The 13,138-nt window shown below is 71.5% G+C and carries 10 protein-coding genes; 4 read left to right on the top strand and 6 right to left on the bottom strand.

Translation table 11 applies throughout. The features are described 5' to 3' along the window. Positions 1 to 5 precede the first annotated feature (5 nt). The 6 genes from ACSHV8_RS24670 to ACSHV8_RS24645 all read right to left on the bottom strand — a co-directional run bounded on the left by ACSHV8_RS24670 (position 6) and on the right by ACSHV8_RS24645 (position 7,476). Positions 6 to 2,183 (bottom strand): hypothetical protein, encoded by a 2,178-nt coding sequence (locus ACSHV8_RS24670; protein ID WP_436536138.1) that lies wholly within the window; start codon positions 2,181 to 2,183, stop codon positions 6 to 8. Further along, entirely contained in the window at positions 2,180 to 2,731 is a 552-nt protein-coding gene (locus ACSHV8_RS24665; protein WP_436536137.1) for a hypothetical protein, read from the bottom strand. Before ACSHV8_RS24665 ends, ACSHV8_RS24670 begins: the two co-directional genes overlap by 4 nt. 131 nt (positions 2,732 to 2,862) lie before the next feature. Next, positions 2,863 to 3,810, bottom strand: coding sequence for a phosphotransferase family protein (locus tag ACSHV8_RS24660; RefSeq protein WP_436536135.1), 948 nt, complete (start codon positions 3,808 to 3,810; stop codon positions 2,863 to 2,865). Between the two features lie 58 nt (positions 3,811 to 3,868). Next, positions 3,869 to 4,285: a nitroreductase/quinone reductase family protein gene (locus ACSHV8_RS24655; protein WP_436536133.1), complete on the bottom strand. Its 417-nt coding sequence runs from the start codon at positions 4,283 to 4,285 to the stop codon at positions 3,869 to 3,871. A gap of 90 nt (positions 4,286 to 4,375) precedes the next feature. Continuing rightward, positions 4,376 to 5,179 (bottom strand): nuclease-related domain-containing protein, encoded by an 804-nt coding sequence (locus tag ACSHV8_RS24650; RefSeq protein ID WP_436536132.1) that lies wholly within the window; start codon positions 5,177 to 5,179, stop codon positions 4,376 to 4,378. 11 nt (positions 5,180 to 5,190) lie between these two features. Continuing rightward, complete coding sequence (locus tag ACSHV8_RS24645; protein ID WP_436536130.1) at positions 5,191 to 7,476, bottom strand: LysM peptidoglycan-binding domain-containing protein; 2,286 nt, start codon at positions 7,474 to 7,476, stop codon at positions 5,191 to 5,193. A 275-nt stretch (positions 7,477 to 7,751) separates the two neighbouring features. Here ACSHV8_RS24645 and ACSHV8_RS24640 point away from each other — a divergent pair, with 275 nt between their 5' ends. The 4 genes from ACSHV8_RS24640 (at position 7,752) to ACSHV8_RS24625 (ending at position 13,137) form a co-directional block, all read left to right on the top strand. After that, a complete protein-coding gene (locus ACSHV8_RS24640; protein WP_436536129.1) occupies positions 7,752 to 8,582 on the top strand; it encodes a helix-turn-helix domain-containing protein in 831 nt (276 codons plus the stop codon). 66 nt (positions 8,583 to 8,648) lie between these two features. Then, complete coding sequence (locus tag ACSHV8_RS24635) at positions 8,649 to 9,230, top strand: dihydrofolate reductase family protein (protein ID WP_436536128.1); 582 nt, start codon at positions 8,649 to 8,651, stop codon at positions 9,228 to 9,230. 399 nt (positions 9,231 to 9,629) lie between these two features. Continuing rightward, positions 9,630 to 10,685 carry a hypothetical protein gene (locus ACSHV8_RS24630; RefSeq protein WP_436536127.1) on the top strand — a complete coding sequence of 352 codons (1,056 nt, stop codon included), beginning with the start codon at positions 9,630 to 9,632 and terminating at the stop codon, positions 10,683 to 10,685. Further along, positions 10,672 to 13,137 (top strand): nitrate- and nitrite sensing domain-containing protein, encoded by a 2,466-nt coding sequence (locus ACSHV8_RS24625; protein ID WP_436536126.1) that lies wholly within the window; start codon positions 10,672 to 10,674, stop codon positions 13,135 to 13,137. Before ACSHV8_RS24630 ends, ACSHV8_RS24625 begins: the two co-directional genes overlap by 14 nt. The last annotated feature ends 1 nt before the right edge of the window (position 13,138 follow it).

Genomic DNA, 13,138 nt, shown 5'->3' with positions numbered 1-13,138 from the left:
TAGGTTCAGCAGCCGGGCAGCCTGTCGTAGCCGGGTCGCGCCGCCCGGGTCACCTGCGCCGGACCGTCGGTCATCGTGGTGCCGTTCCAGCGGCTGGTCACCGTCGCGATCAGACTCGGATCTCCTTGTGAGTCGCCGGCGGCATGCAGGTGGCCGTGCACGGTGACGGCGTCACCGGCGAAGGTGAAGCACCCCACATCCAGCCCTTGTCCGGCCGCCGGATTGCCGAGTAGTGCAGGCGCCGCAGGATCCGAGGCGCCGTCGTACACCAGCACCTGGCTTGTATCGGAGCCGTCGCCCGTATAGCAGTCCATATCGAGGAACGTGTCGGGCACGCCGTCCCTGGTGATGTCGTGTTCGACCGGCTTGCTGTGCAGCTCAGGCCGGGTCTCGTCGCAGTTCAGTTGCGGCCCGGCGACCTTTAACCAGTTGACGTCACGCAGGCGGTTGCCGATCGTCCAGTCGCCTGTCGACGGTGTGTAGCCGCCGATACCGTCCGGGGCCGCGTCCAGTTGCAGGCTCACCTGCCCCGCTGCGGGCTTACGGTCGAAGACCGGAACGGCTTGCAGGGTCGTGGCGTCGTGGGCCGCCAGGATCGGCCGGCCGTCGGGTGCGCTCACCCGGATCCACGCGGCCCCGCCGGCCGACGCCGACCACAGCGGGTCCGGGTTGCGAAGGGTCACACCACCGGCCGTCTTGATCCGCAGATAGTAGGGGCCCTGGTCGTGCGGGTTGCCGAGGTGGATGTACACCGGCACTGCCCAGTCGCTGCCCTGGGCCACCGGCGCGGCCTGTTCCAGGGTGGCGACGGCCGGATCGGCCGTCGCGGGCAGTGCGTTCACCGTCGGCAAGGTCCGGGCCGGGACGAAGAACATCGACCCGTTGCCGCCGTGCGGTCGTTTCGGGTCGGGCAGCGGTGCCCAGGAGGAGTCACCGTACGCGTAGTCGGCGTTGCCGATGCTCACGCCGGCGTCCAGTTGGTCCGACGATCGGGACGTGGCCTGCCAGTACATGACCGGCGGGTGGTCGCCGTCGAGGGTATGGGCGGTATGGTCGGCGCACCAGTCGACCGGTTCGATGATCTGGTCGGTGGTCCAACCGATGCACGCGGTCTGTTTCGACCCGTCGGGGATCTCGGGCCGGCCGTCCGACCAGCAGTCGGTCGCCCCGCACGACTTGTAGTTGGCCGCGGCGACCAGCGGCGGGTCCGGAACGAGCCGGGGCGAGATACCGGCCTTCGGGGTGTACGCCTCCTGAACCTGCCGGAGCCGGGCGAACCACGACCAGTGGGCGTGCACGCATTCGGTGCAGCCGGCGATGCTGTGCACCATGCCGGGCATCCCGATCGCGGCCCGGCCGGTCTGATGCCAGTTCTCCCAGGTGGTGGCGAGTTTCCCTTGGTCCAGCACTTTCACCGATCCGGATTTTCGGAGCCGGTCGCCGTTGCCGAGGTCCTGAACGGCGAGCGGCAGGACCTTGAGCGGGTCGGTCGCGAAGTGGGCGTTCGGGCCGGGAACGTCACCGATCAGGTCGGCGGCGCCGGCGATCCCGGCGTCGGAGGCCCCGTCCGGATCGAAGGCGAACCGCTGCACCAGGCTGACGCTCACGTCAGCTGCCGGCGGCGACGCTCCCGGGATGGCCCACGTCGTGGTCGGCCAGAACCGGCGGCACGCGGCGGTCCCGGTCGGCTCGCAGGCGCGATCAAGTGCGGTGTCGAATCGATACGACTGCTGAATGAGCACCGTGACCGCGGGCTGCGTACCGGCGGCGGCGACCTGGGCCCGGTAGATCGCCGAGACGCCCGGTGTGCCGTCGCCGGACCGGCATGACACGTCACCGCTCAGCGATACGGCCACCGGTGCTCCGGCCACCGCCGTACGGGTCAATGTGGTGTTCTGCTGTGCCCCGTCACCCACCTTGATCCGCAGGTAGGCGACGTTCACCCGGCGGGCGAGCAGCCGCGGACCGAACCGCAGGTTCTCCAGGACCAGGCCGCTGCCGTCGGTCAGTTTCGCGGTGTACGCCCACCCGTCGGCAGCGCCGTCGGTCACCGGGCACACCGCGGTGCCCGGATCCGCCACCGGGGGTGGCGAGGCCGGGTGGTCCGGGTCGCCGCAGGTGGCCGGGGTGAACGCCATCAGCGCGGTCACGGCCACCGCGGCGATCGGACGGCCGGAAGTCACGGCAGGAACTGTTCGGCCACTCGGGACACGGCACCGGAGGTGAAGGTCAGGATGAACAACCGGTTGTCATGCTCGGCGGCGAGCTCGGCCAGGCTGATCTCCAGCTGGACCAGGATGTCGTTCGGTGATTGCAGCGTCAGCTTCGCGGTCGGGCTCAGCGACACGGTCCGCAGCAGCCTGTTGTGGTTGCGGATGTAGTAGTCGTGGCACCGGGCGCCGTCGCCGGGCGCCACGCCGTCCGCCGCGCAGGCCTTCGCCGCGGCCGCCCCGGTGAACCAGTCGATCTTGTCGTAGGTGACGGTGCGCCGAGCGGTGTCGACGGCGGTGATGTATCCGTACTGGGTGCCGCTCGGAGCCGGGCTGGATTCGTGGGGCGACGGACTCGGCGAGGGCGGGGCTTCGGTGAACAGGACGGTGCCGGTCGCGACGGAGGTGGAGGTGGCGTCGGTGGCCGGGGCAGTGACGGGGGTTGCCGCCTGGTGGCTGCAGCCCGCCGCTGCGACGAGGACGACGGCGATGGTGAGACCTGCTGAGCCGGTTCTGACCATGCCCTCAGTCAAGACCGTGATGTCGGCCGTGACCAGCCGAAACACCATCGGGGGTCGACCTTGTACTCAACCGGGTGACGCTCTGGCCGGCTCGGTCGCGGCCTCGACGACGGCATTACGGCCGGGCACCCTCAAGATCGCCAGAGTTGCCCGGCGGTGAGGCGGGTGTCCAGATCGTCGAACCACTGCGCCGGCGTTCGAGCGTCCGGCAACGGCACACCGGCCTCGGCCCGCCACAACGCGTCACCCAGAACGGTGCGCAGGTGCCACGCCATGATCCGGTTCATGTCCAGCGTCGTACCGGATATCCGCTCGTACCGGGCGACGGTCGCCGTGAACAGTTCAATACCGCAGTCCCCGGGCAGGCATCGCAGGTCGAATTCGGGTTCGCCCGGGCCCGCGGTCTCCCAGTCGACGACCAGGCGCAGCCGCAACGACCCGCGATCCCAGAGATGGTTGTCGCCGTGGAAGTCGCCGTGGACCAGGACGGTGCGGCCGGATGTCGCGAGTACCCGGTCGGCCCGGTCGCACCAGGTCAGCACCCGGTCGCGCTGGTCGGAGCGGATCAGCGGCGGGAGCCGGGCCCGGATTTCGCCGGTCGGGGCGGGCATTATCGGCTCGGGGAGGGGGCCCATCGATGCCGACACCGCCTTGAGCACATCGCGATGGTGCAGGCCGGCCAGGACCGCGGCGAGATCATCCGCCACCGTCGGCCGGTCGGCGGGCGCGATCAGATGTCGTACGCCGAAGAAGGGTGTTGCGGCGGCCCGGCGGGTGATCAGCATGGCCGGGTCGAGGGACGCGGCCACCACCGTGGGCAGCGGCAACCGGGGTGCGGCCGGCCGCAGCGTATCCAGCAGTCTTATCTGATGGCGGATGCGCAGTGCGGGTGGCCGGGCCCAGGCGAACTTCACCACGAACCGGCCGTCGATCTCGGCACTGGCCGCGCACCACTGCGGATCGTCGCTCGCCTGCAGCCCCCGCGGCACGATCGTGCCGTCGGCCAGCTCGGGCGCCACCGCACGCAGCGCGGCCCGTAACACATCCACTGTCGGTTCGCCGAGCCATGTCAGGGCCATCGGTTCAGGATGAGCGATCCGTCCGGTGGCCCGTCAACGGCTCGGCGCCGCAAACCGGTCAGCGAACGGTGACGACCGCGACCGGGAACTTGCGGTCGGTCTTGGTCTCGTAGCCGGCGGCGTCCGGCCAGTAGGCCCGCCACACGCCGTAGAGCCGGTCCCAGTCGGCGTCGCGGCCGGGACGGACCACCCGGACATCGGCCTGCACCTCGCCGGCGCCCAGTTCGACCGTCACCGGGCCGTCGGCGGCCTCCAGGTTGGCGACCCACTGCGGGTCGCCGGGGGCGCCGCCGGCACTGCCGCAGACGATGTACGAGTCACCGTCGGGGGCCGCGACCAGCGGGTTGACGAAGCTTTTACCGGACTTGCGGCCGACGGTGTGCAACAGCAGCGTCTTCTTGCCCTCCCAATGACCGCCCAGTACGCCGTTGCCGGCGCGGAAGTTCTCGATCACGGTGTCGTTGAACGAAGCCATATCGGTCACCATAATCGACGGCGGATCTTTCCCTCGATAGCCGGATCATTGCCGCCTTCCCGGGCTCATCCGGTACGGCCGGTCAACTCGTCAGGGCCGGCGCAGCTGTCCGCCGGGGTGGGTGGCGTGGAGCAGGTCGACCAGTTCGTGGCATCGGGTGGTGCTGAGCACGGTGGCCGAGCGCTGGATCGCCCACAGCAGGTGGGCCGGCCGGGTGCCGATCAGGTTGACCGGCGGGTTGTCGCAGCGGCCGACCTCGGCCCGCTCGTGCAGGAGCATGACGGCGGTGCGGACGGCGACGGCATGTCCGTGGCGCGAGAGCCGGCCGGTGATCTCGGCGGCGACGTCGGTGACCTGGCCGCCCCAGGTGCGGCCGGTGGCGTCGGCGGCCCAGCCGCTGTGCCCGGCCCGGCCGCGGGCGTCGAGCTGCTCGTACCACCACTGGTCGCCGGCGACGTGCAGCCGGATGCGGCGGTGTCTCACCTCGATCGCCCAGAGGCCGGTGGGGCCGATCAGGACGTGGTGATCGCGGTAGCCGCGCAGCATGGTCCACGCGTCGTCGAGTTCGGCCAGGCCGTCGATCAGGGCCTGTTCGCCGAGGATCCCGGCGGCCTGCCGGCGGGCGCGGTCGTTGATCTGCCGGCGGTCCAGATCGGCGTCGGTGACAAGATCCAAGACGATTTGGGTACGGGACGACGCCTCCCGCTCGGCGGCCGTGGCGACCCCGAACGCACGGCGCCACCAAGGCCTCGTACGGCGAAATTGTTCAAGGTCCTTGCAGGCGTCGAAGTACTCCTCGTGCAGGCCGGCGACGACCGTCTCGGCCTCGCGCAGCCGGTGGATCGTGTGGTGCAGGTGCCGGCCGCCGTCGTCGGACAGGACGTGAACACGCATCGCAACGCTCCTCACCGGTGGTTGATCGTCAGGTTCTGCAGCAGGTCGGCGGCGAAGCGGTCGGTGCCGGTGTCGGCGTCGATGCCGGCCTCGGCGAGCGCGCGGTGCAGGTGCTCGCGGCGGTGGCGGATGCCGTCGGCGTCGCCGAGATCGGCGGCGGCCTGCATCGCGTCGCGGGCCAGTTCCTCCGACATCGGGTCGTAGTCGCAGGCGGTGTCGCGCAGCGCCCGGGCCGCCCGGGGATCGGTGTCGGTGAGCAGGTCGGCGGCCATCAGATGCAGGCGTACGAGGTGGTGGCGGGCCCGTTCGCGGTCGGTGCCGATCCACTCGTACGCGGTGTCGGCGGCCAGCGTCCGCCCGGCCGCCGCGGCGATCGCGGTGCGCAGGTGCCGCAGGCAGGTCCGGTCGTCGAGGGCGGTGGCGGCGGCGCTCTGGGCGTCCAGGATCTGCCACCAGTCGACGTCGACCAGGGCGGGGTTGAGGTGGTAGCGGCCGCCGGTGTTGATGACCGGCTCGATGCGGCCGTTGTCGCCGGTGCTGCCCGCGCGGACCCCGGCTCGGATGATGTTGCGCAGGTTGGCGACGCAGGTGGAGAGCCGGTCGGTGGCGCGGGCGAGGTTGACCTCGGGCCAGAGGGATTCCATGATGTCGCCGAGGGCGGCGCCGTCGCGGTTGACGACCAGCAGCACGCACAGTTCCAGGCTTTTGACGCGCAGGCCGCGGACCGGGTGCCCGTCCGGGCCGAGGATGGCGGGACGGCCGAGCACGCGGATGCCCACCCGGGCCGGCCGGCTGCTCTCCGGTGCCGATGCGGCCGCGGCCGGCTCCGGTGGCGGTGTGGCCGCGGCCGGCTCCGGTGGCGGTGTGGCCGCGGCCGGGCTGGGTTGCGGCTGCGCGGCCAGGACCGCAGTGGCGGTTTCGGCGTCGAGCACCGCCAGGTCGCCGGCCTCGGTGGTGCCGTCGGCGGCAACGGTCAGGGTCAGGCCGGTGGGCCAGGGGCCGAGCAGGGTGATGTCGATACCGAGCGGTTCACCCAGGCGGGCCGCGGTGGCCAGCCGGGCGTGCCACTCCTGGTCGGGGACCTCGGCGAGCAGCAGCATGGTGGGCGTGGGCCTGCCGGTGCTGTCGTCGTCGGCCAGCCGGCTGCGGCGGATGCTCTGTTCATCGAGCAGGGCCAGGGCGCCGCCGAGGTCGTCGGTGACCGTGAGCCGTTCGCCGGCCGGCGCGCCGGGCAGCAGGCGGTTCAAGGTTGCCGAGGTGGTGACGGCGACGGTGTCGGGCAGGCTGCCGGTGAGCACGGCGACGAGGGCGGCGCGGGCCGCGTCCAGGGCTCCGGGGCCGGTCAGGGCGGTGGCCGGGTTGTCCGGCGGCGAGGCTTCGACCGGCCCGGTGGTGGTCGGGGCGGGCTCGGGGCGGCGGCGCGGTGGGGGTTCGGTGGCGGGCAGCGCTGCGGTGGCGGCGGCCGGTCGATGGTGACGCCTGCGGCGCCAGAGCAGGCCCATCGCGTACGCGAAACCGGTTGTTGCCGTGAGTGCCGCGAAGCTGATCGTGGCGGCGGAGCTGGAGTGGCCGCCGCCGGTCGGCGATGCCGCTTGCGGCGAGGCCGTGACCGGGGTGGCGGTGATGTGGGGTGCGGGCGCCGTGCTGTGGCCGGGATCCGCGGGGCGGGTGGGCCGCGCGGGTCGGGGGATCACCTTGTCGGGCAGGCGCAGTTTCCAGCCGGGGTAGATGACGTCCGGGTCGGTGAGGCGTCCGCCGACGGCCGGGAACTGCTTGCCGCGGTTGAGTTTGAAGATGGTGGGCCACCGGTCCGGGTCGCCGAGCTTCTTCTTCGCGATCTTGGAAAGGGTGTCGCCCTGGTGGACCGTGTAGGTCGGGCCGGCATGGTGCGCCGGGAGCACGGCCGGGCGTTCGGGCAGGGCCTGGGCGGCGGTGGCCACGGCCGGAGCCGGTGCGGCGGCCGCGGCGGGGGAGTAGCTCGCGGCGACCGCGGCGGCACCGAGCACGGTGGCGGCCAGACCCTGCAGCGGGCCGGGCAGATGCTGGACCAGGCGGCTGACCCGGGCGGCCGAGCGCGCGGCGGCCAGGCGCAGGGCGACCGTGGTGGCCAGGGCCCAGGACAGCCAGGCGATCGCGGCGAGCAGGCCGGGCAGGAACTGCGGCGCGGTCGGGTTGTCGAGCCAGCACACCAGGTCGGCCGAGGTGGGTGCGCGGCTGGGCAGCGGTGAGCCGGCCAGCGCGACGAGCGCGGCCGGGAAGCCGGCGAGGATGACGAACAGGGTCAGACCGGTACGCACGAGATGGCCCCCAGCGGCGGTGACCGGAGCCGGATCGGCTCCTCCTAGCCGGGGACGTTAGGTCCGGATCACGGGTTTCGGCTGGTCCGGGGACCTGACAGCACCCTTACAAAACTGGCGCTGGGCACGATTCCGGCTCGGTGACGGCGCCGGCGTTCTGCCCGCCGGCGAGCTGAGGCGGATGCGGGAGCAGACGGTCGTGTTGCGGCCGGCACGCCGGTGTCCTGAGGCAGACCTACGGGCCGTGCATCGGCGATGCTGCCGGGGTGGAGTACGTGTCCAGAGTGCCGCGACCGCCGCTGAACGGGCTGATCGACGACCTCTACTACCTGGACGGCACGGCGCCGTACGCCCGGCTGATGCTGCCACCGATGCCGGGCGCGCTGCTCATCGTCAACCTCGGCGAGCCGTTCCGCATCCGCGCCGGCACCGAAGCCGAGTCGGCCGAGTACGCCGACGGCTGCGTGATCAGCATGCCCACGCGCGCGTTCGAGTTCGGCTACCCGCCGCGGACCCGGTCGGTCGGCGCGCACCTCAAGCCGTGGGGGCTGGCGCCGCTGCTGCCGATGCCCGCCTCCGAGCTGTGCGACCGGCCGGTGACGATCGAGCAGGTGTGGGGCCGGCTCGCCACCGCCGAGCTGCGGGACCGGCTGGCCACCGCCGGCGGGCCGCACGAGATGCTGACGGTGCTGGAGCAGGAGTTGATGCGACGGTTGCACGAGACCGCCGGCCTCGGGCTGGTCCGCCACACGAGCGGCGTCATCGCGGCCACCGGCGGGGCGGCGGCGATCGGCGACCTGGGAGTGGCCGCCGGTGTCAGCAGCACTCACCTGGCCCAGCGGTTCAAGCAGCTCATCGGCGTGACACCGAAACGGCTGGCCCGCACCTACCGCTTCACGGCCACCGTGTTGTCGATCGACCCGGCCGCACCGATCGACTGGAGCGAACTCGCCGGTGGCGCCGGCTACTTCGACCAGGCCCACTTCGGCCACGAGTTCCGGACGTTCACCGGGTACACCCCGACCCGGTACCTCGAGATCCGGCGGCGGTTCCTGCGCGAGCATCCCGGCCATGTCCTGGACGGGTGGTCCCTGCCGGCCGATTGATTTCTTACAAGAGTCACCGCCGGCGGCACGCTAATTTGAGGGCATTCCGACGCAGAGGGGTGACCCGTGGGCAAGGTGGTCATGTACAGCTCGGTGTCCGTGGACGGTTTTGTCGCCGACGAGAACGACCAACCCGGGCCGCTGTTCGACTGGTTGACCGGCGGGGACGTGGCGTTGGACGACAGCGGTGTGCTGAAGGTGTCGCAGACGTCCTACGACTACATCCGGCCGTACTGGGATCAGATCGGGGTGACGATCGTCGGCCGGCACGTCTTCGACATGACCGACGGCTGGGACGGCAAACCTCCGGGCGGGATGGACCACATGGTCGTCGTGACGCACCGCCCGGCGCCCGACGGCTGGGATCCCGCGGCGCCGTTCCACTTCGTCGACGGCATCGAGGCGGCCGTGGCCAGGGCCCAGGAGCTTGCCGGGGACCGCCTGGTCGAGGTCGCCGCCGGTGACGTCGGTGGCCAGGTGCTGGCCGCGGGCCTAGTCGACGAGGTGCGCATGGACCTCGTGCCCGTGGTGTTCGGGTCCGGCAAACGCTACTTCGGCTCGGTCGACGCGCAGCACCTCCTTGAGGATCCGGACGTGGTGATTGCGGGCAGTCGGGTGCTGCACCTGCGCTATCCGGTGCGCCGTTGACCGGCCGGGGCGGGCGGCGAACCGTAACGTTGCCCTATTTGCGCGAAGCCTGCCCCGATATCCGATAGACGATTCACAAAGAATGGGGCAGAAGTAACAGAATTCAAGATCCACTTGCGATTTCGGTACGCTATGATGGCCCTCGGACGGCGAGGCTGTTCGCCCAGCTCGCGCGCGAGATTACGACTCTGTTGATCACCTGACAAGAGGTCGGGTGCGCCACCGTCTGAATGCTTCTCATCACTGACTGTTCGGCTGTGACAATCGGTCGAGTCGACGTCACTCAATGCTCTTCCGCAGTCGTATGTTTCGTCCCGGCCATCCTTTGTGTTTCCCGGGCCGACAATTCGAGGGCGGGGCGGCGCGCGGTCTCACGCCCGCACCGGAGAGCGAGCGATGATGACTGCTGGTGCGCGTCAACGTCAGCGCGGGCGGCCGCTGCCGGCCGTGGCCCGGGTGCTGCTGCCGATCGTGCTGGTCATGTCCGTGACCGTGCTGTTCACCATGGTCTGGCAGTCCACCGGCGAGCAGTCCGACTTCGCCTCGCTGGAGCGCGACGGCGTCAAGTACATCCAGGCCCTGAGCCCGCTGGAGATCGCACTGAGCAGCGCCGAGTCGGCCGTGGTGGCCGGCGGCGAGGCGAAGACCGACCAGGTCACCCGGGCGGTCGAAGCGGTCGCCGCGGTGGACAAGGACCTCAACGACACGCTGGGCACACAGGACCGGTGGGACGGCCTGCGCACCAAGATCCAGGGGTTGCCGGCGAGCGGGACCGCCCCGGCCGTGATCGCCGCCTACGGCACCGTGCACGACCTGCTGCTGGCGCTGATGGACAAGGTGCGCAACAACTCCAAGCTGATCCGGGACCCGGACGCCGACCTCTACTACCTGGAGGACGGCGCCGCCCAGGAGCTTCCGGAGGGCCTCGCGGCCACCGCCCGCTACACGAACCTGCTGCTCGGCGGCGGTGGGCTGGTCGACATCACCTCGGCCGGATCCGACCTGGCCAGCAACGCGCAGGACCTGTCCGACGACATCCGCCTCGCGGTCGAGGCCGGCGGCGCGAGCGGCGGTCTCGGCGGCACGCTGCTGAGCAAACTGGACCGGTTCAACCGCGCCACCGACACCCTGCAGCCACTGGCCGCGCCGGTCGTCTCCGGTAAGGGCCGTGTCGACGCCGAACAGGTCGCCAAGGCCCGCGACGAGGCGCAGGCGGCGGCCGCCGACCTGTCCGCGGCGCTGCTCGACCAGATCGACCTCGGGCTGAAGGACCGGATCTCGTCGCTGAACGAGCGGCGGCTGCTGGCCGCGGCCGCGTTCGTGCTGGCGGTGCTGCTGGCGTTCACACCGATCGGCGTGACGCTGGCGGGCCGCCGGCGCCGGCCGGCCACCGTCGAAGCGATCGCCGCCGAGCCGGAGTACACACGGCGGGAGCTGCAGCGTGTTCCTCGGTAGGCTCCGGATCCGCGGCAAGCTCACGCTGCTGGTCATCATTCCCCTGCTGGCGGTCGCCGGTCTGGTCGTCCCCGTGGTCCGCGGCCTGATCGGCGACGCCGGCCGGGCCGGCGACGTCGACCGCGTCGTCACCGTCGCCGAGAAGGGCGGCAACCTGCTCGCCGACCTGCAGCGCGAGCGGCTGCTCGAAGTCGGCTACCTGCTCGGGGTGGTCAACGGCGACGACCTGGAGTTGCAGATCGCCGCGGTCACCGACCGGGCCCGGGACGTGCAGCGCGAACTCGGCGACACGCTTCCGGCCGCGGTGCGGGACCGGATCGCGGCGGTGAGCTCGCTCAAGGAGCTGCGCGACCGGGTCCGGGCCCGCAAGGCAACCCCGGAACAGGTCATCGCCACGTTCGCGCCGCTGCTCGACGAGATGATCAGTTCGTTCCAGCTGGTGCGCAGCGCCGACGCGGACACCGAGGCCGGTCGCCAGCTGATCGCGTTCGACGCGCTGCTGCGCCTGGACGAGTCCAACACCGAGAGCACCGCGCTGCTGGGCGCGATGGCCGGCGGCGACGTGGCCGGGTTCTCCGTGCGCTACCACGAGGAACGCGCCGAGTACGACACCTATCTCGACCGGTTCGAATCCTTCGCCACGCCGGGCGAACGCGACCTGTACGACCTGGTCGAGGCCGCCTTCCAGGACCGGCTCGGCAAGAACTTCGAGGAGAACTTCGACGCCGACCCGGCCGCGACGATGGCGGCGCTGCCGGTCGCACGACTGTTCCCGGCCCTGCGCTCGTTCAGCGTCCTCGGCGGTTTCGTCAAGAAGCGCGTCGCCGACGAGGTCGCCTCCCTCGTCGCCGATCAACGTCAAAGGCAACTGACCATCGCGTACGTCGTCGGAGCCCTTGTTCTTGTCGTTCTGCTCCTGGTTCTGCTGCTGGTCGCGGCGGTCGCCCGCGCGGTCGCGGTGCCGCTGACGCAACTGAGCCGGGCCGCCGAGCGGGTCGCCGAGGCCGGCGAGACCGAGCTGCGCCGGATCGCCGACGACGAGAGTGAAACGATCGAACCGGTCAGTTTCGAAGTCCTCGACCTGGACTCCCAGGACGAGATCGGTGACCTGGCCCGGGTCTTCGAACGGGTCCAGAACACCGCGTCGCAGCTGGTCGAACGGCAGGTGCTGAGCCGGCGCAACGTGGCCGAGATGTTCGGCCACATCGGCCGCCGCACCCAGAACCTGGTCGGCGGGCAGGTCGGCCTGATCGACGAACTGGAGAACGAGGAGACCAACCCCGAGCGGCTGACCCGGCTCTACCAGCTCGACCACATCGCCAACCGGCTGCGCCGCAGCGCCGACTCCCTCGTGGTGATCTCCGGCGCCGAACGGGAACAGACCCACCTGTCCCCGGTCCGGCTCAACGATGTGGCCCGCCTCGCGCTCGCCGAGATCGAGGAGTACACCCGGGTCGACGTCGACGTCCCCCTCGACCTGCTGCTCGCGCCGCCGCTGGTCGGCGACATGGTGCTGATCTGCGGCGAACTGCTGGAGAACGCCACCACGTTCTCCCCGCCGCACACCCGGGTCAGCGTCAGCGCCCGTGGTGTCCCCGGCGGCGGCGCCCGGCTGGTCGTCACCGACCACGGCATCGGCATGCCGGGCGACCGGCTCACCGAGGAGAACGCCCGGATCGCCCGCCGGGAGCGGCTCGACCTCGTACCGACCCAGGTTCTCGGTCTGTTCGTGGTCGGCCGCCTCGCCCGGCGCCACCAGCTGACGGTCACCCTGTCGCACACGCCCGGCGGCGGCGTGACCGTCGAGGTCCTGATCGGCGCGACACTGCTGGCCGGCGCGGCGATCCCGGCCGAGCCCACGATGCCTTTCGCGCCGCCGGTTGCGACCGCACCGGCGCCGATGCTGATCACCCCGGAGTGGCAGACGCCGCAGCAGCCGGCCGTGCGCGCGGCCGTGTCGAGGGCCAGCCACGCCCTGGGCGAGCCGGCCACCTGGAACGGCTTCGAGGTGGCCCACCAGCTGCCCGTGGCCGCCGCGCAGCCCTTGCCCGCGCAGCCCGTGCCCGCGCAACCCGTGGGCCTGGCCCGGCCGGTCGCCGGCCCGACGCTCGGGGCGAACCTACGTCAACGGGTGCCCGGCGCCCAACTGCCACCGAGGACGGCACCGGCCGTGTCGACCCACGTGCCGGGGGTCGCCGACGCGGTGGCCGCCCGCGAATTCGCCGAGGCGTTCGAACTCGGCGTGCGATCGGCCCAGAACGGCACCGAACCGGTCCCCGCGGCGGCCGGCCTGAACCGGCGGGTGCCCGGGGCGACCCTGCGGCCGGGCGACACCCGGCGCCCGGCCCCTCCGCCGCTGGTCCACGACCCGGACGCGGCCCGGACCCTCGTCGAGCAGTTCGAGTTCGGCGTGACGCAGGCGCTGCACGAGTCCACCCAGAAGAGACAGTGAA

Origin of the sequence: Actinoplanes sp. HUAS TT8 (assembly GCF_051380535.1) — a bacterium.
Taxonomy (GTDB): Bacteria; Actinomycetota; Actinomycetes; order Mycobacteriales; family Micromonosporaceae; genus Actinoplanes.
The sequence above is the reverse complement of the archived record's forward strand: the minus strand, read 5'-3'. Positions and strand labels throughout refer to the sequence as shown.

Coding starts and splice junctions, on each gene's coding strand:
- ACSHV8_RS24665 (WP_436536137.1), bottom strand. CDS start 2,731: ATGGTCAGAACCGGCTCAGCAGGTCTCACCATCGCCGTCGTCCTCGTC.
- ACSHV8_RS24660 (WP_436536135.1), bottom strand. CDS start 3,810: ATGGCCCTGACATGGCTCGGCGAACCGACAGTGGATGTGTTACGGGCC.
- ACSHV8_RS24655 (WP_436536133.1), bottom strand. CDS start 4,285: ATGGCTTCGTTCAACGACACCGTGATCGAGAACTTCCGCGCCGGCAAC.
- ACSHV8_RS24650 (WP_436536132.1), bottom strand. CDS start 5,179: ATGCGTGTTCACGTCCTGTCCGACGACGGCGGCCGGCACCTGCACCAC.
- ACSHV8_RS24630 (WP_436536127.1), top strand. CDS start 9,630: ATGACTGCTGGTGCGCGTCAACGTCAGCGCGGGCGGCCGCTGCCGGCC.